Genomic DNA, 17,786 nt, shown 5'->3' with positions numbered 1-17,786 from the left:
CGCAGGAGCAGTGGCTGGCGCGGGTGCCGGGGCGGCGGCCTTGTCCTTGCCTTCGCCACAACCGGCGAGAGAGATAGCGATGGCCAACAGACTAGCGGTTGCCAGAGGCATACGAATCATGACGGAATCCTGCGTCGATAAAGGGAATGGCGGGGNNGTGTATAAGAGACAGGGTAGCCCTGACCTTCATGACAACCTTCGGTCACCACATAGGCTTCCTGCTCGATTGTTTCCACACCTTCGGCAATGACCTGCATGCCCAGGCTTTTACCCAGCTGGATAATGGCCCGCACGATGGTGGCGTCATCGTCGTCATCAATCAGATCCTGCACGAAACTCCGGTCGATCTTGATCTTGTCCAGCGGCAGGCTTTTCAGGTAGCTCAACGACGAATAACCGGTGCCGAAGTCGTCGATGGCAATCAATGCACCAGAGCGGCGCAAACTGAGCAGGTGCTGGGCGGCAGTGTTGATATCTTCCATCAGCCCGGTTTCGGTCACTTCCAGTTCCAGGCTGCGGGGCGGCAGGCGGTAGATCTGCAACAGATTGTTCACCACGCGCGGCAGTTCTGCGTGGTGCAGCTGCACGGTCGACAGGTTGACCGCCATGCGTAGATCGGTGAAGCCCTGATCAAGCCATTCCCGCAGTTGGCGGCACGCCTGATCAAGCACCCACTCACCGATGGCAATGATGGTTCCGTTCTGTTCGGCCAGCGGGATGAATACATCCGGTGGCACCAGACCATGCTCCGGATGTTGCCAGCGGATGAGTGCTTCCACGCCAACGATGCGGTGATCGCGATAGCTGATCTGCGGTTGGTAGACCAGGTGCAACTGATTGCGTGGCAGCGCTTCGCGCAGATCTTTTTCGAGTTCACGACGGCGGCGCATTTCGCTGTCGACGCTGGCGATGTAGAACTGGTATCGGTTACGCGAGCGGGCTTTGGCCAGTGTCATGGTCTGCTCGGCCTTTTGCAGCAGCTTCTCGGTGCTGTCGCCATCTTCCGGAAACAGTGTGATGCCGATGGTCGCGCGCAGGCGGATCTGCTGTTCGCCTACTGCGAAAGGTGCTTCCAGCTCATCTAGAATATTCTGTGCCAGCTCTGCCGCCTCATAGGGTTGCTCGATTTTTGCCTGCACCAGCGCAAACTGATCACCGCCCAGGCGCGCCAGTGCACCGAGTCGCCCGCTGTGGGCGCGCAGCCGGTCGGCCAGCGCGAGTAACAGTTGGTCGCCTGCCTGATAGCTGAATTGTTCGTTGATCCCTTTGAAGTCATCCAGGCCCACGCAGAGAATCGCGACCCTGTGCTGTTGACGTCCCGCGTCTTCCAGAATTCTGTCCAGCCCGGTCTGTAACTGTAGCCGGTTGGGCAGCCCGGTCAGAAAATCATATTGCGCCATGCGCTGCAGGTTGTTCTCCGCTTCGTGGCGCAGATAAGTGTGGCGCTCGATAGAGGCAAGCAGCTGGTTGGCGGTATTGACCCAGATCCCCAGTTCGTTTTTTTCGTGACCTTTGAGCAAGGGCAACTGGTGTTCGCTGGGGCGGTCAGGGTTGATCGCAATCAGGTGTTCGATGATTTTTGACAGCGGCTTGGTCAGCAACCAGTGATAAACCAGATACAGCACCAGGCCCATCGCCAAAGCACGCAACACGCCGGCGACAAAAATGATTCCGGCATTGACCAGAAAGCTTTCGCCGTAATTGGCAGTGTCCAGCGTGATGCGCAGATCGCCGTAGTATTCGCTGTAGGGGCTGCGACCTACCAATTGGGTGGTGAAGCTGCGTTCCTGGCCAAGGATCAGGTCCGTCAGCCATCGTGTTGGAGACGCCTTCAAGGGGCGGTCTTTTTCGGCGAGCAGGCTTTCGTTGGGATGTCCGATCGACGCCATGCGTACGGCGTCATCCTGAAACAGGCCCTCGATGACTTGCATGCCCATCTCGCGGTCCAGGCTGTAGACCGCCTGAGTCGAAGGGTCACGAAACATTCCGAGAATTCGTTCGGCATCGCTCGCGACGGCCTGACGTGTTTTGTAGGCGTCGAAAACAATTTGCGCACAGCTGAGCACGACGCCTACCAGCAGCGCCGAAAGCAGTACAACGCGCAGCAACTTTACCGACAGGCTGTTCTTGAGTTCCAGCTTCAATGGCCGTTCCTTAGTTCGTGTCGGAGGACAGAGCGCCTCATGACCCTCGAAAAGCCAGCGTCTCCCGCCGTGAACTGGTCAGAAGCGGTGCGTCTGGCTGATCTTCGCGTTCCTTGCACCTACTGGCCCAAGCCACCTTAGTGTGTCGGGTGGCCAGATGGGTAACTTGAGCAGAACACTGTAAAGAATTACATCGTGATGCGAGTCAGCTAGCGTTTTCTGACAATACACAAAGTAACAGCGGCAGGCGAAAAAACATTTGCGATTCGTCTGACTGGCAGGTCGATGTCTGACGTCGTTACCCAAACAGATGTCTGGACAGACTATCGGTGTAAGCCCGGCGCATAAAAAACCCGGCGCAAGGCCGGGTTTTTTGCTGATGCTGGAATCAGGCGGCGAATTGCTTGGCCACGAAATCCCAGTTCACCAGGTTCCAGAACGCTTCTACGTACTTTGGACGCAGATTGCGGTAGTCGATGTAGTAAGCGTGTTCCCAGACGTCGCAGGTCAGCAATGGCGTGTCGCCGCTGGTCAGCGGGTTGCCGGCACCGATAGTGCTGGCCAGTGCCAGGGAACCGTCGGCCTTCTTCACCAGCCAGCCCCAGCCGGAGCCGAACGTGCCGATGGAAGTCTTGCTGAACTCTTCCTTGAACTTGTCGAAGGAACCGAACGCCTTGTTGATGGCTTCGGCCAGAGCGCCGGTAGGTTCGCCACCAGCGTTAGGGGCCAGGCAGTTCCAGTAGAACGTGTGGTTCCAGACCTGAGCGGCGTTGTTGAAGATGCCGCCCGAGGAGGTCTTGATGATCTCTTCCAGGGTTTTGCCTTCGAACTCGGTGCCTGGCACCAGGTTGTTCAGGTTCACGACATAGGTGTTGTGATGCTTGTCGTGGTGATATTCCAGAGTCTCCGCAGAAATGTGCGGCACCAGAGCGTCTTTGGCGTAGGGCAGTGGCGGCAATTCAAAAGCCATGGTTTATCTCCTTTCAGGTCAATTGCGGTAATCGCACGGCCGATCACGGGCGGCCAGATACAGCATGCACCGGGAGTTTTACTCTTTTGCGGCGCAGACCCCGGATCATAGCACCGGGTCTGCGGCTTAACCACGCAACAACTGTGTGGGATAGAGGTTCCAACGCGTTTGCTCCGGCGTTCATGAAACCCGTCAGGCAGAACGAATCAACTGGAGTGCCACGCTGAACATCATGATGGCGATCATCACATCCAGTATGCGCCATGTCGCAGGGCGGGCCAGCCAGGGCGCGAGCCACGCCGCACCCAGTGCCAGGCTTGAGAACCACAGCAGCGAAGCACTCGCAGCACCGGCGACGTACGCGCCCGGCGCAGCCTGTTGCGCTCCCAGCGAGCCAATCAGCAGCACGGTGTCCAGGTAAACGTGCGGGTTGAGCAAGGTAACGGCCAGTGCGCTGAGCAGCACGGTGCGCAGCGATTTTCTGGCAGTTGCTGCGCTGTGTTCCAGGCTTTGCCGCGAGCAGGCACGCCGCAAGGCCTGCAGCCCATACCAGCTCAGGAATAGCACGCCACCCCAGCGCGCTACCGCCAGCAATGTCGGGTTTTGTGCCAGCACGTTGGCCAGGCCGAACACACCTGCAGCAACCAGGATGGCGTCACAGACGATGCACAGTAACGCGACGGGGACATGGTGTTCGCGGCGCAGGCCTTGTGCGAGTACAAAGGCGTTTTGAGTACCGATCGCCATGATCAGGCCCGCTGCGATCAGCAGGCCATTGAGGTAGCTTTGCCACATAAAGAGTTTCCATTGAGCAGATTCAGATGGCGATTCTCATGCGTTGAGCGTTATAAGAAAAACCAATAATCTTCATCGCTCATTAGGGAAACTGATGTTCGACTACAAACTGTTATCTGCATTGGCGGCAGTGATCGAGCAGGCGGGCTTCGAACGTGCTGCCCAGGTGCTCGGGTTGTCTCAATCGGCGGTTTCGCAACGCATCAAATTGCTGGAGGCGCGCATCGGCCTGCCAGTGCTGGTGCGGGCGTCGCCACCCAGCCCGACAGACATCGGGCGGCGCTTGCTCAACCACGTCCAGCAGGTTCGGTTGCTGGAGCGAGACTTGCAAAGCCAGGTCCCGGCGCTGGATGAAGAGGGGATGCCCGAGCGTTTGCGAATCGCCTTGAATGCCGACAGTCTGGCGACCTGGTGGGCACCGGCCATCGGCGCGTTCTGTACGCAGCACCGTCTGCTGCTGGATCTGGTTGTCGAAGATCAGGACGTAGGCCTCAAGCGCATGCGCGCAGGCGAGGTTGCGGCGTGTCTGTGTGGCAGCGAGCGTCCTGTGGCCGGGGCACGCAGCCAGTTGCTGGGGGCCATGCGCTATCGCGCACTGGCCAGTCCTTCATTCATTGATCGGCATTTTCCAGACGGCGTCAGCCCTGAAAAACTGGCCCGTTCGGCAGCCCTCGTATACGGGCCGGACGACTTGTTGCAGCACCGTTATCTGGCTCTGCTTGGTGTTGAGGACGGCTTCGAGCATCATTTGTGCCCGTCGTCCGAAGGTTTCATACGTATGATCGAGGCCGGAATGGGTTGGGGCCTGGCCCCCGAGTTGCAAGTGCGCGACCAATTGCGCAGCGGTGCTCTGCTTGAGCTGCTGCCAGATCGCTGCATCGATGTGCCGCTGTACTGGCACCATTGGCGCAATGGCGGACAGCTCTTGACGCGCCTCACCGAACATCTCGCACAACATTCGGCCCACTGGCTGGTGCCGCTGAGCGAGGAATGATCGTCAATACGATCATGTGTAATTCAGACAGGCAGGGTTTTCGCCCTCCTGCAGATGCGTTAATGGAGCGGTAAATGAAGATTCTGGTCACCGGCGCGAGCGGCTTCATCGGCGGGCGCTTTGCGCGTTTTGCCCTTGAGCAGGGCATGAGCGTGCGGATCAATGGCCGCCGTGCCGAAGGTGTCGAGCACCTGGTCCGGCGTGGCGCAGAGTTCATCCAGGGCGACCTCGCCGATCCTTATCTGGTGCGCGCGCTGTGCGATGACGTGGAAGCCGTGGTGCATTGTGCGGGTTCAGTGGGTGTGTGGGGACGCCGCCAGGACTTTATGCAGGGCAACGTGCAGCTTACGGAAAACATTGTCGAAGGCTGCCTGAAGCAGCGAGTGCGAAGGCTTGTCCATCTCTCATCGCCGTCCATTTATTTTGACGGCAAATCGCACCGTGGCCTCAAAGAGGAGCAGGTGCCCAAGCGCTTTCATAACCACTACGCGGCCACCAAATACCTGGCCGAGCAGAAGGTCTTCGGTGCCGAGGAGTTCGGTCTGGAGGTGATCGCCTTGCGGCCGCGCTTCGTCACCGGCGCGGGCGACAACAGCATTTTTCCGCGTTTGCTTCACATGCAGCGCAAAAAGCGTCTCTCGATTGTCGGCAACGGGTTGAATGTGGTGGATTTCACCAGCATGCACAATCTCAACGAAGCCCTGCTCAGCAGCTTGCTGGCGACCGGCTCGGCACTGGGTAAGGCCTACAACATCAGTAACGGGACGCCGGTTCCGCTGTGGGACGCGATCAATTATGTGATGCGGCAGATGCAGTTGCCTCAAGTCACTCGTTATCGTTCATACGGGCTGGCCTACAGCGCTGCGGCGATCAATGAAGGCGCCTGCATGCTGTGGCCGGGACGACCTGAACCTACCCTGTCGAGAATCGGCATGCAGGTCATGAACAGGGACTTTACGCTTGATATCAGCCGCGCCAGGCATTATCTGGATTATCAGCCTCAGGTCAGCCTGTGGACGGCGCTGGATGAATTCTGTGGCTGGTGGCAGGCACAGCACGCACTCTGAATGCGGTGGTGGCACAGTGAGATTAGTTGAGCGCTGTTGTTATACTGCCCGACTTTGGTTTAACAGCTTCCTGAAGGGTTATTCATGCGCAACGATCCATACGACGACGTCGATGACGTTCCCAGCCTGAGCGCCAAGGACGATGATGACGACTTCGCGCCGGGCAATGGCGCACGCGAGCGCACCACGGTTTATTCGCGCACCCCGCCCGTGCTCAAGGTCAAGGCACCGAGCACAGGGCCGTTGTGGGCATTGGTCGGTGCGCTGTTCATTGCTTTTTGCGGTCTTGGCTGGTGGAGCTTTCAGCAGGTTTCCCTGATGGAGCAGCAGTTGGTTGCGACTCAGGAGAGCTTTGCGCGCATCAGCGAAGAAGCGGCGGGGCGCCTGCAGGATATTTCCGGCAAGGTCGTCGCGACCGAAGCGCTCTCCAGTGATGGAGAGGCGCTCAAGCAGCGTATCAAGTTGCTGGAAGCGCAGCTGGAGGATCAGGACAAACAGCGTGAGGGCGTTGAAGGCCAGCAGGGCAGTCTCGACAAGCGTCTGGAACAGATGGCCGCGCAAACCGCTCAGCAGCAGAGTGAAAACGCGCAGTTGCAGGAGCAGCTCAAAAGTGTCGTCGCGGAACTGACCACGTTGAAGGCCGCGCTGCCCGACCTGAAAACTGCACAGGCTGACCAAGGCAAGCTGGATGCGCAAATCAAAAGCGTGGCAGCTGATGTCGCCACCCTGAAAAAGCAGGGCAACCCGTCTGCCGCCGTCGAGCGTCTGGAGCAGGACCTGATGGTTCTGAAAAGCGAGCAGGAAAACCGTCCTGCACCCACGGCAGAAGCCAATACTGCCGAGTTCGATGCATTTCGCGCTCAGGTCACGCGCAACATAAATACCCTGACCAGCCAGATTCAGAATCTGTCGCAACAGCTCAACGCACGCCGTTGACGCTGGGGGCTGTCTGCCGCGATCGGGTCGCGGCAGGCAATGACCCGGCATCATTTTGTACACTCATAAATAGATATGTGCTTGCCAATGAAGGGAGGGTTTACGCTTGTCTGGCTGTTAAACAAATGGAGTTTCAATAATGAATGGAATCAACGACATGAGCCCCGACACGCTGCACCCATCAACCGAAACAGATCGCATCGCCGGTGAAGAGAACCAGCCCAAGAATGTTTCTACCGAGCCGGCAGAACTTGATGCTGAAGAGCAATCCTGGTCAGAGTCACCCGCTTGGGATGATGCCCCCATGCATCCGGACAATCTGGTATCGCCACGCCCGTCCAGGCCGCCGGTAAGGGTCAAGCCGCCGGTAAGACCTCCTGTCAGGGAGGGCGTATCGGCGAAGCCTCCCGTAAAGCCTCCGGTGAAGGTGGCTGATCCGGTGAAGCCCCCTCAAAAACCACCGGTCAGGCCTCCGGTCAAAGCAGCAAACCCGGTCAAACCGCCTGTAAAACCTGTGGTCAAGCCATCCACGGTTCAGCCGGTGCCACAGACCATGCCGCCGAACCCGGCAGCGCCTTCACGTCTGGACAAGCTGCTGGCAGTCGTCAATACCGCAACGGGCGTCCTGCAACTGGTTCAGCCGCTCAACAGTGTGTTCAACCCGGACGGCACGGTCAGCTATCCGAATGGGAGCGTCGAGTCTGCAGACGGCCAATCCGTTGTCCATCCTGACGGTGCTGTGCAGCATCTTGACGGCACGACTGTGCATACCGATGGCTCGATAGAGCACCCGGGTGGCGATATTCAGCACAAGGACGGCACCTGGGTCTTTGCCGATGGTTCGGTCAACTACCCGGACGGACGCTGGAAAATGGCGGACGGTACGATTACCGATGCTGAAGGTAATGTGCTAGGTACCGTCAGGCCAGACGCTACGCTGTAGCGGTCCTTAATGTAAGGTCAATAAAAAACCCTGGCTCTTGCGAGTCAGGGTTTTTTATTACAACGCTGTGTTACAAACGAGGGTAGTCGATATAACCGACAGGCCCTTTGCCGTAAAACGTCTCGGGATGCGCTTCATTCAGTGGCGCATCGCTGGCCAGGCGCTCAGGCAGGTCCGGGTTGGCAATGTAGGGCACGCCAAACGCGATAGCGTCGGCCTTGCCTTGCGCCAGCCAGGCATTTGCAGTGTCCTTGGTGAATTTCTCATTGGCGATGTAGACGCCGCCGAAATCCTTCTTCAATTGCGGGCCGAGACTGTCTTCGGCATCGTGCTCGCGGGCGCAGATGAACGCGATGCCGCGCTTGCCAAGCTCTTTGGCGACGTAACCATAGGTTTCAGCGCGGTTTTCATCCTTCATGTCATGCATGTCGGCGCGGGGTGACAGGTGTACGCCTACGCGACCAGCGCCCCATACCTCAATGACCGCATCCGTCACTTCCAGCAGCAGACGGGCACGGTTTTCTACCGAACCGCCATATTCATCGGTGCGCTGGTTGGTGCCGGTCAACAGGAACTGCTCAAGCAGATAGCCATTGGCACCGTGCACTTCCACGCCGTCGAAGCCTGCAGCCTTGGCGTTTTCTGCACCTGCCCGATAGGCGTCGACGATGTCAGCGATTTCTGCCAGTTCCAGGGCACGCGGGGTCGGCAGCGGGGTGATCGGGCGCATCAGGCTGACGTGGCCTTCAGCTGCAATGGCACTCGGGGCCACCGGGGTTTCGCCGTTCAGGTAGGACGGGTGGGAAATGCGGCCAACGTGCCACAACTGCAGCACGATGCGGCCACCGGCGTTGTGCACCGCCTTGGTAATGTTGCTCCAGCCACGCACCTGATCATTGGACCAGATACCCGGCGTGTCGGGATAACCCACGCCCATGGGCGTCACGGAGGTCGCTTCGGTGAGAATCAGCCCTGCCGAGGCGCGCTGCACGTAATACTCGGACATCATGGCATTCGGCACACGGCCTTCATCGGCACGGCAACGGGTCAGCGGTGCCATGATGATGCGGTTGGGCAGTTGCAGATCGCCAAGGGTAATCGGGTCAAAGATAGTCGTCATGTGTCGAATCCTCGTAATGGATCAATGCGTAGCAGGTGCCAGGTCAGGGTTGCCGGTCTGACGAAAAGTAATCAGCGTGATCAGCAGTGCAAGCACTGCCAGCATGGCGGCAGCCAGCGGTACGCTGGTCAGGCCCAGGCCGTGGGCGATGACGCTGCCACCGACCCAGGCACCGAGCGCGTTGCCGACGTTGAATGCGCCGATGTTCAGGGTTGAAACCAGATTGGGTGCGGCTTTACCGAAGGTCACTACGTTGATCTGCAAGGCCGGGACAGCGGCAAAGGCCGCGACCGCCCAGAGGAACAGAGTGATTTCTGTCGGGATCAGCGCGGTGCTGGTCCAGCTGAGCGCGGTGGAGATCACCGCCATCGAGATGAACACGCCAATCAGCGTCGAGGACAAGCGGCGGTCAGCCATCTTGCCGCCAATCACGTTACCAGCGGTCAGGCCCAGGCCGATCAACAGCAGCGTCCAGGTCACGCCCTTGGGCGATACACCGGTGACTTCACCGAGCAGCGGAGCAATGTAGGTGAACAGCGTGAACATGGAGGCTGAAAACAGTGCGGTCATGGTCAACGACAGCCAGATACCGGCACCTTTGAGCGCAGCCAGTTCGGCACGCATGTCGAGCTTTTCTTCATTGCGGTTGGTCGGCAGAAAGCGGATCAGACCGATCAATGCAATCACGCCGATGACCGTTACAGCCCAGAAGGTCGAGCGCCAGCCGGCGTATTGTCCCAGCGCGGTGCCCAGAGGCACGCCCAGCACGTTGGCCAGCGTCAGGCCGGTGAACATCAGTGCCACGGCCGACGCACGGCGGTTGGCAGGCACCAGCCCTGCAGCAACAACCGATCCGATACCGAAGAACGCACCGTGACACAGTGCAGTGATCACGCGGGCAAACATCAATACGTTGTAGTCGCTGGCCAGCGCACAAAGCAGGTTGCCGATGATGAAAATCCCCATCAACGTGACCAGCGCGGCCTTGCGTGGCAGTTTTGCCGTGGCCATAGCCATGAAGGGCGCACCGACGGCGACACCCAGCGCATAGCCGGTCACCAGCCAGCCGGCACCGGGGATCGATACGCCGAGGTCAGCCGCCACATCGGGCAGCAGGCCCATGATGACGAATTCGGTGGTGCCGATGGCGAAGGCGCTCAGGGCCAGAATAAGTAGCGAAAGAGGCACGGGTCAGCTCCTGGTAAACGTTGGAAAAGTCAGGTCGGGTTGTTCAGCTCTTCAACCAGCGCCTGCACGAATGCCTGTATGACTTCTTCGTTGCGTCTGAAGAAATGCCACTGGCCGACCTTCTTGCTGCTGATCAGCCCGGCGCGTTGCAAGGTCGCCAGATGAGCCGAGACAGTGGATTGGGACAGCCCGGCGCGCTGATCGATCTGTCCGGCGCACACGCCGTGTTCGATTGAGTATTCCTGGGCGGGAAAGCTCGCGCGCGGGTCCTTCAACCAGGTCAGGATTTCTCGGCGGACCGGATGGGCCAGGGCTTTTATTATGTCGTCGAGGTCGATAGGCATGGCGTACTCAGAGGCGGTGTAGCGATATATCGCGATAGAGCGAACCTTATATCTGTATTTCGCGATATACAAATATGATTTGGTGCTTAGGACTGAACAAATCGTTATATCGGGTTATATCGATATATAGACCCGGGGCTTGAAAGCGGCGTAGGCTTGTCGCCATGAACTACTTGGCACATCTCCACCTCGGCGGGCACCGCCCCGCTCAATTGCTTGGCAGCCTGTATGGCGACTTCGTCAAGGGTCCGCTGTCGGGACGTTTTCCCGCGGAGCTCGAGGCGGCTATTCGTCTGCATCGAAGCATCGACGCGTTCACTGACAGCCACGCGCTGATCAAAGCCTCCATTGCCCGATTTCCGCCTCAGCGCAGGCGCTATGCGGGCATCATGCTTGACGTTTTTTTTGATCATTGTCTGGCGCGTGACTGGCATCACTATGCTGATCTGCCGCTGGACGCATTCACCCGCAAAGTCTATGGCACGCTGGCCGCCGAGCCGCAATTGCCCGAGCGGCTGGCACTGATCGCGCCGCGCATGGCGGCGCAGGACTGGCTAGGTTCGTATCGGGACTTTGAGGTGCTGGAACAGGTGCTGAACGGCATCTCCCGGCGCTTGTCACGACCCGAAGGGCTGGCAGGCGGCATGCAGGAACTGCAGGCGTTGTACCAGCCCCTGAGCGCGGATTTTGCCGAGTTCTATCCGCAACTGGAGGCTTTTGCTCAGGCTGCTCTGGACGAACGCGACGCTACCTCGCCTGGCTGAGCAAGCTCGCCGGGCACCGGCTTACTGATCACTGGCTCATCGACTGCCGGCTCGCCGAACAGTGCGGCCTGAACGGCCTGCTGGGCTTTGAAGGCCAGTGCGGCCTGAACGGCCTGCTGGGCTTTGAAGGCCAGTGCGGCGCGTTCCTGATCTGCCGTCGGGATAGGTGTCAGCAGGTGAATATGCACATCGCTCTGCTCGTTGGCGAACAGTCGGCGCAAATGGGACAGCAAGTCATCGTCGCCAATGAACGGGGCAATCGGGTCCGGCTTGCCGTCACGCGAGTAGCCGATGGCTACCGGCTGGATCGGTACACCGGCTTCAATGGCACTGGACAACAGACGGCCGTGGAAGGTGCGCAGGCTTCTGCCATCGGTGGTGGTGCCTTCGGGGAAAATCAGCAGTGCGTTGCCTTGTTGCAGGTGATTGCACATCTGCTTCTGGATCAAACGGCTGTCGCCCGATCCACGACGAATGAACAGCGTTCCGGCCTTCAACGCCAGCCAGCCCGCCACCGGCCAGGTCCGTACTTCGGCCTTGGACAGAAATGACAGCGGTGCCAGCATGCCAAGCAATGCGATATCGGTCCACGACACATGATTACTGACCCACAGCATCGGCTGGGTTGGCAGTTGGCCAGTCACGGTCACGCGAAAGGGCAGGGCGTTGGTCAGGCGTGCCATGAACCAACGGCTCCAGCGCTGTCTGCGTTCCATGGAGCCACCGATTCTGGTGCGTTCCAGAACCGCGAACGCACCGGCAATCGTCAATCCGAGCGCCACCACCAGCAGCACCCGGACTACGCGGGCATAGCCGCGTGCCCGGCTCATCACACAGCCGCCTTGAAGTGGCGAGCGTAACGAGGGCACAGATCGTCGCGCTTGAGCAGGATGAACACGTCGGCCACCTGAAAGTCTTCATCCCAGCACGGCTCGCCGCAGATTTTGGCACCCAGACGCATGTAGGCCTTGAGCAGCGGCGGCATCTCGCAGATCACGTTGCTCGGGATGTCCAGTGTCGGCAGCGGGTTCTTCGGCTCGGCGCGCAAGTGCTCGTTGCACAGGTAGCGCTCGCGCAGACGTTGCATGATCGCGTGTGCCTGAATGCCGCCGTCCTGCATCGGAATGCTCGCACAGCCCATCAGGTAGCTGTAGCCGCCTTCGTTGAGCACCTCGGCCAGCTCGCTCCACAACACCGCGATGGTGCCGCCGTTGCGGTAGGCCGGATCGACGCATGTACGCCCCAGCTCAAGAATAGGGCCCTGCAGATGAACCAGCCCGTGCAGGCTGAACTCTTCTTCACTATAGAAGCGCCCCAGCGTACTGGCAGCCTGGTGGTCGAGCAGCCGGGTAGTGGCAACCAGACGCCCGGTGTTCATGTCACGCACACCGATGTGCGAGCAGTGAACATCGTAGTCATCGATATCCAGGCCTTGTTCAGCACCGTTCAGGCGAGCGTTGAACTCTTCGCTGAATACACTGAAACGCAATGCCTGTGCTTCCTGCAAGGCGCGCGTTCCAATCAGGCGCTCGGCCTGAAGACGACGTTCAGAAGCGTTGTCACGGGCGATCTGGGTCATACGAATCTCCATGAGCCAGCCATGCAGAGTGGGCTGGTTGACTGATTTTTCCAGGCGCTTTGCCGTACTTGCAGGCTAGGGAGATGGCGTGTCATGCCTGTGAAGCTTTGGTGATGGTTGTGTGACGGGCGACCTTGCAGCCGTCACAGACGGATCACTATCGTTGCGATGCTCCGCACTCATGGTGATGCACACGCCGCGAAGAGCCCAAAAAACAGGGCTGATACTTTGCCCGGGCATGCCGTTCTGGAGGCTCTGCGTCCGGCTTCGAGGTAATGGCTGACTGTCATGAAACGCTGATACGGTGTGCGGATTACTCTTTAGAGGCCCTGTCATGCCGCGTAGATTTGTCCGTCTGTGTCTGGTTCTGATCCTGGGCTGCAGTGCCCAGGGCGTCGCTGCTCAAGCATGGCCGACAGAGCAATGGCTTTCTCGGTCTGTGCCGCGGTCTGCGGCAATCGAAGAGCTTGAGGCTTACGCCTTCCCGTCTCGCGACGACGCTACGCGCAAGGGCATACGCACCGATGCGTTGCTGGTCATTCGCGACGGTGAAGTCGTCTACGAACGCTATGCCGGTGTCACCACCGCGCAAACCCCGCACCTGACCTGGTCGATCAGCAAAAGCATCATGGCGACGGTGCTGGGTGTGGCGTTTACAGAGGGGCGTTTTCAGCTGAACGATCCGGTAGCGAAGTTCTATGCGCCGTTCAAGGCGCATGCCGATATCGCCATCAAAGACCTGATGCACTGGGCCTCGGGTCTGGACTGGCAGGAAGACTACGAATACGCGCCGCTCAACTCTTCTGTAGTCGCCATGCTCTACACCCGAGGACGTGACGACATGGCGCGTTTCACCGCTGATCATCCAGTCGCCAGCTCCCCCGGCAAGGCTTACCGATACTCAAGCGGCGACAGCACCGTGCTGGCCGCCGCCCTGAAAACCATGGTCGGGGCCCAGGCCTATCCGGGCTACCCCTGGACTGCGCTGTTCGACCCGCTCGGCATCCGCAGCGCCGTCTGGGAAACCGATGGCGTGGGTACGTTTGTAGGGTCGTCCTATGCCTATATGACCGCTCGCGACCTGGCGCGTGTCGGCTTGTTGATGCAGCGTGGCGGGCAATGGCAGGATCGGCAACTGCTCGGCAACGACTGGATGAACTTCGTGTTGACGCCGTTTGCGGGCGAGCACGTGGATGCCCGTGCTGAAGTCCCCGGCGGTCAGTGGTGGCTCAACCGTACGGCCGATGGCGGCAGAGGGCCGTGGCCAGACGCTCCGCCTGATACTTTTGCCGCGCTGGGGCATTGGGGGCAGGCACTGTATGTGATTCCCTCGCAAAAGCTGGTGATCGTGCGCTACGCCGATGACCGCGACGGCACTTACGACCACAATCAGATGCTCAAGCGCGTGCAGGCAGCACTGGGCAAGGAGGGCGGGCAATGAGCAATCGTCGAATGTTCATCCTGCGCCGCCCGTTCAGCAGCCTGTTGTTGCTGATTCTTGCCGCACTTGCGCTACTCGCCTGGCAGTACCGTGTGAACCTGCAGGCGTTCCCCACCATCATCAGTGCCTACACCGCCAAGGAATACTGCTCGTGCCGGTACGTCATGAACAACCCCGAGGCGTATTGCCTGGGCTACGTCAAACAGTACGTGCCCAGTACCCTGATCGACGACAGCAGCCAGAAACGGGTCATTGCCAACGGCTTTGGACGAACCAGCACCGCCTCGTGGCAGGGTGAGCGACAGGGCTGTCGCCTGTTGCCATCCGAGCCTTGATGGATCGCTGCCGAACGTCGCAGTTTGCCAGAGGTCAGACAGGCGGATAAGGTGGCCCTCAATTGCTCGTCTGGAGTCTGCATGCTCACTATGAATCGCCTGCTGCTGGTCATGCTGGCCGCAGTGGCGTTACCCGCCCATGCGAACTGGTATCTGGATAACGAGTCTTCGCGACTCTCCTTCACCTCGACCAAAAATACGGATATTGCCGAGGTGCATCGTTTCCTGGTGCTGCACGGCAAGGTTGACGCCAAAGGGCTGGCTGAAGTGCAGGTCGAAACAGACTCCGTCAGCACTGGCATCCCCCTGCGTGACGAGCGCCTTCGCGAGCAGGTGTTTCAGGTGCGCAAGTTCCCCGCTGCGCAAATCAATGCCCAGCTCGACATGCGTCCGATTAACGCCCTGGCACCGGGTGCGCAACTGGAGCTGCGTTTACCCTTGACCGTCAGCCTGCGCGGCAAGACCCACAGCTATAACGCCGAACTGCTGGCCACGCGTCTCGACGAGCGCCGCTTTCAGGTGGTGACGCTGGAGCCGCTGGTGCTTCATGCTCAGGACTTCGACATGGTCCCTGACTTCAACGGTTTGCGCGGCGCTGCAGGTTTGTCGGCGATCAGCCTGTCAGTCCCGGTCGGGGCTGTTCTGATCTTCACGGCGCGCTGATATGAACGGTGCGATTTTTCCGTGGCGTGAAAACAACCGCTTTCAATTGCTGATCGACGGCCCGGCGTTCTTCCCGCGCATGATCGCCGCCATTAATCGCGCCGAGCAGCAGGTCGATCTGGAGCTGTACCTGGTCGAAGCCGGGGCCTGCGCCGATGCCATCGTGCGGGCGCTGGTCGAGGCGGGCAGGCGTGGTGTGATCGTGCGCTGCCTGTTCGACGACTTCGGCTCGAAAGCCTTCGATGCCGGGCTGCGCAAGCAACTGACCGATGCCGGTGTAATCCTGCGTTTCTATAACCCGATTCACTGGCGACGCGGCGTGCGCAACTTCTACCGCGACCATCGCAAACTGCTGGTGGTGGACAAGGCAGTTGCGGTGGTTGGCGGTACAGGTGTGACCGATGAATTCTGGGAGCCGGACAAGGACGTCAGCCAGTGGCACGAAGTGATGGTAGAAATCACCGGACCGCTGGTGATCGACTGGCAAGCGCTGTTCAATCGGCAGTTCCACGCTAATGCCCGGCGCTTCGCCTGGCGTCCGAAAGAAAACTTCGGTCTGGATCATCTGCCCTCCGCCCCGGTAGCCGGTGAAGGCCTTGGCCGTGTGGCGTATGCCGACTCCCGACAGCATCGGGACATTCTGCAATCGCTGGTGCGCACGCTGAACACCGGGCAAACGCGCATCTGGCTGGCGACCCCCTACTTTCTGCCCACCTGGAAAGTTCGCCGCGCCTTGCGCAGGGCGGCGGCGCGGGGCGTCGATGTGCGTTTGCTACTGACCGGGCCGCGCACCGATCACCCGTCCGTGCGCTATGCCGGCCACCGCTACTATCCGCGCCTGCTGCGGGCCGGGGTCAAGGTGTTCGAATACCAGCCCTGCTTTCTGCATTTGAAAATGGTCCTGATCGACGACTGGGTGAGCATCGGCTCGTGCAACTTCGATCACTGGAACCTGCGCTTCAACCTGGAAGCCAACCTTGAAGCCCACGACCCAGGCCTGACTGGCGACGTGGTTGCCAGCTTTGAAAAAGACTTCGCCCTGAGCGCCGAAACCACACTGGCAGACTGGAAGGCCAGACCGCTGTGGCGACGGGTCAAACAGCGCGTGTGGGGCTGGATCGACCGGCTGGTGGTGAACTTGCTGGATCAGCGTAATTGAGGGTTACACGGGGCCGAGCGCGGCCCCGGGTTGTCATCTCGTCAAACGACGCATTCCAGCGAACGGTCAATCATGGCCTTGGCCATCTCGGCCATGTGCAGCACTGAAAACGCCAGATCACGGCTGGTGCCCTGGGTGCTGTCGCCGGACTCATAAGCCGTCGTAATGATGCAGCGCAGCAGATCCGAAGCGTAGTTGAGCGCTTCTTCCTGGCTGACAGATGCGTTGACGGTGAACAGGGCGGTGGGCGGGTCGGGAACGATTTTATGGGGCATGTTTGCAACTCCTGATCATTGAAGGGAGCCGCCCCTTTCGCTACCAAACGATCAGGGTGGCGGCCGTACGCAGGTTGGTAGACCGGTGACCAGGCAAGCCGGTGCGTCCGAAGACGCCAAGCGCACGGCCACCATAAACGCAGGCCGAAAAAATGCGCCTTGAGAAGGTGGCGCATTGCGCGAGGTCACTCAGGTCTACCAAACCTGATCGCTGATTGGGCAGCGATCGATGAAGGCTAGAGACCTGGGTAGCCAAGCGCAAGAGGCCGGGATTTTCTCGGAAATTTCCTTCAAATGGAAGTGAGGCTTCCTGCTGTTAATTCCTACAAGAATTATCAAAAAGGGTTTTCTGAGCCTGTTTTCATTACCTGATCGAAAAGATGAGTGCACGCTTTGCTACGCCATAAAGGCGTGTTCAGCGTAAAGGGCGGGAAATGAATAACACAGGGAGTCAGGGGCCGCAGCCGGAAAGCCTCAATCTAAAGTTCAATTACAAATTCTTCTCTTGGCTGCTGTTCTCGCCAGTGGTTTTGAAGCTCACGCTGTTCGACTACCTGGACAGCTCATCGGGCGCAGATTCTGCTGACGGACAGCGCTCTGAGTAACGTGAAGATTGCCGACACACCCATTGGTGTAGGCGTGGAAGTGGCTGGCGCTGTTTATCGGTATTTCAGCCAGCAGTACATTAACGTATGCGAGACGTTAAAACGCTATCGGATCATATTGAATCAGCATGATGCGTCTGCGCCCTATAGGTAATGGGCGGAGTAGAGTGCTTGTAACGAAAATAGCCTGTGCAGCGTTCGCTGGACAGGCTTGTTGTATGAAAGGACTGTTTAAGGCTTTTTGATGTTCTGCATGTAGGTCTGATTTGGGTGGGTCACGACCTTCTTCGTCAACGTGTCGAGTTCCTTGCTGTGGTACATGTCCAGGCATTTCAGCAGGTCGAATTTTATACCCTTTATCTGGGATTCGGCCAAAGGGTTTGTGTAGTCTCGGGCAAGGTATTTTTCAACCAGCGCCTTGACGGCAAGGGGGCTTTTTTCCATGTCATAGTAGGTCCAGTCAC

19 protein-coding genes and 1 pseudogene are annotated in these 17,786 nt (G+C 59.1%); 10 read left to right on the top strand and 10 right to left on the bottom strand.

Annotated elements, in window-relative coordinates:
- Positions 1-116 precede the first annotated feature (116 nt).
- The 3 genes from ALO80_RS15195 to ALO80_RS15185 form a co-directional block, all read right to left on the bottom strand.
- Positions 117-2,144 carry a putative bifunctional diguanylate cyclase/phosphodiesterase gene (locus tag ALO80_RS15195; protein ID WP_055009586.1) on the bottom strand — a complete coding sequence of 676 codons (2,028 nt, stop codon included), beginning with the start codon at positions 2,142-2,144 and terminating at the stop codon, positions 117-119.
- A 388-nt stretch (positions 2,145-2,532) separates the two neighbouring features.
- Complete coding sequence (sodB, locus tag ALO80_RS15190) at positions 2,533-3,114, bottom strand: superoxide dismutase [Fe] (protein WP_003313497.1); 582 nt, start codon at positions 3,112-3,114, stop codon at positions 2,533-2,535.
- A gap of 192 nt (positions 3,115-3,306) precedes the next feature.
- Complete coding sequence (locus tag ALO80_RS15185) at positions 3,307-3,909, bottom strand: LysE/ArgO family amino acid transporter (protein WP_054986197.1); 603 nt, start codon at positions 3,907-3,909, stop codon at positions 3,307-3,309.
- Positions 3,910-4,003: 94 nt separating this feature from the next.
- Between ALO80_RS15185 and ALO80_RS15180 the strand changes: the two genes are divergently transcribed.
- The 4 genes from ALO80_RS15180 to ALO80_RS15165 all read left to right on the top strand — a co-directional run bounded on the left by ALO80_RS15180 (position 4,004) and on the right by ALO80_RS15165 (position 7,849).
- Complete coding sequence (locus tag ALO80_RS15180; protein WP_054986196.1) at positions 4,004-4,903, top strand: LysR family transcriptional regulator ArgP; 900 nt, start codon at positions 4,004-4,006, stop codon at positions 4,901-4,903.
- Positions 4,904-4,977: 74 nt separating this feature from the next.
- Positions 4,978-5,970, top strand: coding sequence for an NAD-dependent epimerase/dehydratase family protein (locus ALO80_RS15175; protein WP_055009585.1), 993 nt, complete (start codon positions 4,978-4,980; stop codon positions 5,968-5,970).
- Between the two features lie 84 nt (positions 5,971-6,054).
- Positions 6,055-6,906 (top strand): hypothetical protein, encoded by an 852-nt coding sequence (locus ALO80_RS15170; RefSeq protein WP_055009584.1) that lies wholly within the window; start codon positions 6,055-6,057, stop codon positions 6,904-6,906.
- A 139-nt stretch (positions 6,907-7,045) separates the two neighbouring features.
- Positions 7,046-7,849: a hypothetical protein gene (locus ALO80_RS15165; protein WP_055009583.1), complete on the top strand. Its 804-nt coding sequence runs from the start codon at positions 7,046-7,048 to the stop codon at positions 7,847-7,849.
- A 70-nt stretch (positions 7,850-7,919) separates the two neighbouring features.
- Here ALO80_RS15165 and ALO80_RS15160 read toward each other — a convergent pair whose 3' ends face one another.
- Genes ALO80_RS15160 through ALO80_RS15150 form a run of 3 tightly spaced genes read right to left on the bottom strand, consistent with a single transcriptional unit; the run spans position 7,920 to position 10,501 of the window.
- Complete coding sequence (locus tag ALO80_RS15160) at positions 7,920-8,969, bottom strand: alkene reductase (RefSeq protein WP_054986192.1); 1,050 nt, start codon at positions 8,967-8,969, stop codon at positions 7,920-7,922.
- 21 nt (positions 8,970-8,990) lie between these two features.
- Positions 8,991-10,157: an MFS transporter gene (locus ALO80_RS15155; RefSeq protein WP_055009582.1), complete on the bottom strand. Its 1,167-nt coding sequence runs from the start codon at positions 10,155-10,157 to the stop codon at positions 8,991-8,993.
- Positions 10,158-10,186: 29 nt separating this feature from the next.
- Complete coding sequence (locus tag ALO80_RS15150; protein WP_003405921.1) at positions 10,187-10,501, bottom strand: ArsR/SmtB family transcription factor; 315 nt, start codon at positions 10,499-10,501, stop codon at positions 10,187-10,189.
- A 164-nt stretch (positions 10,502-10,665) separates the two neighbouring features.
- On the opposite strand from ALO80_RS15150, the gene ALO80_RS15145 reads away from it, so the two are divergent.
- Entirely contained in the window at positions 10,666-11,265 is a 600-nt protein-coding gene (locus ALO80_RS15145) for an acyl carrier protein phosphodiesterase (protein WP_055009581.1), read from the top strand.
- Here ALO80_RS15145 and ALO80_RS15140 read toward each other — a convergent pair.
- Positions 11,223-12,095 carry a lysophospholipid acyltransferase family protein gene (locus tag ALO80_RS15140; RefSeq protein ID WP_055009580.1) on the bottom strand — a complete coding sequence of 291 codons (873 nt, stop codon included), beginning with the start codon at positions 12,093-12,095 and terminating at the stop codon, positions 11,223-11,225. The two genes, ALO80_RS15145 and ALO80_RS15140, sit on opposite strands and share 43 nt — an antisense overlap.
- Positions 12,095-12,844 carry an L-ornithine N(alpha)-acyltransferase gene (olsB, locus tag ALO80_RS15135; protein ID WP_054986187.1) on the bottom strand — a complete coding sequence of 250 codons (750 nt, stop codon included), beginning with the start codon at positions 12,842-12,844 and terminating at the stop codon, positions 12,095-12,097. Before olsB ends, ALO80_RS15140 begins: the two co-directional genes overlap by 1 nt.
- A gap of 334 nt (positions 12,845-13,178) precedes the next feature.
- On the opposite strand from olsB, the gene ALO80_RS15130 reads away from it, so the two are divergent.
- The 4 genes from ALO80_RS15130 to ALO80_RS15115 all read left to right on the top strand — a co-directional run bounded on the left by ALO80_RS15130 (position 13,179) and on the right by ALO80_RS15115 (position 16,442).
- Positions 13,179-14,285 (top strand): serine hydrolase domain-containing protein, encoded by a 1,107-nt coding sequence (locus ALO80_RS15130; RefSeq protein WP_055009579.1) that lies wholly within the window; start codon positions 13,179-13,181, stop codon positions 14,283-14,285.
- Entirely contained in the window at positions 14,282-14,620 is a 339-nt protein-coding gene (locus ALO80_RS15125; RefSeq protein WP_055009578.1) for a hypothetical protein, read from the top strand. Before ALO80_RS15130 ends, ALO80_RS15125 begins: the two co-directional genes overlap by 4 nt.
- Before the next feature lie 81 nt (positions 14,621-14,701).
- The gene (locus ALO80_RS15120) at positions 14,702-15,283 is read left to right on the top strand and encodes a YceI family protein (RefSeq protein ID WP_055009577.1); all 582 of its coding nucleotides are present in this window, start codon (positions 14,702-14,704) and stop codon (positions 15,281-15,283) included.
- A 1-nt stretch (position 15,284) separates the two neighbouring features.
- Entirely contained in the window at positions 15,285-16,442 is a 1,158-nt protein-coding gene (locus ALO80_RS15115) for a phospholipase D-like domain-containing protein (protein WP_055009576.1), read from the top strand.
- A 41-nt stretch (positions 16,443-16,483) separates the two neighbouring features.
- Here ALO80_RS15115 and ALO80_RS15110 read toward each other — a convergent pair whose 3' ends face one another.
- Complete coding sequence (locus ALO80_RS15110; protein WP_054986182.1) at positions 16,484-16,717, bottom strand: DUF6124 family protein; 234 nt, start codon at positions 16,715-16,717, stop codon at positions 16,484-16,486.
- 434 nt (positions 16,718-17,151) lie between these two features.
- On the opposite strand from ALO80_RS15110, the pseudogene ALO80_RS15105 reads away from it, so the two are divergent.
- Positions 17,152-17,476: pseudogene (locus ALO80_RS15105) on the top strand (hypothetical protein).
- A gap of 77 nt (positions 17,477-17,553) precedes the next feature.
- Here the strand turns inward: ALO80_RS15105 and ALO80_RS15100 are convergent.
- A partial coding sequence (locus ALO80_RS15100; RefSeq protein ID WP_174518955.1) for a type VI secretion system amidase immunity protein Tai4 occupies positions 17,554-17,786 on the bottom strand: 233 nt, incomplete at its 5' end.

Origin of the sequence: Pseudomonas caricapapayae (assembly GCF_001400735.1) — a bacterium.
Taxonomy (GTDB): Bacteria; Pseudomonadota; Gammaproteobacteria; order Pseudomonadales; family Pseudomonadaceae; genus Aquipseudomonas; species Aquipseudomonas caricapapayae.
The sequence above is the reverse complement of the archived record's forward strand: the minus strand, read 5'-3'. Positions and strand labels throughout refer to the sequence as shown.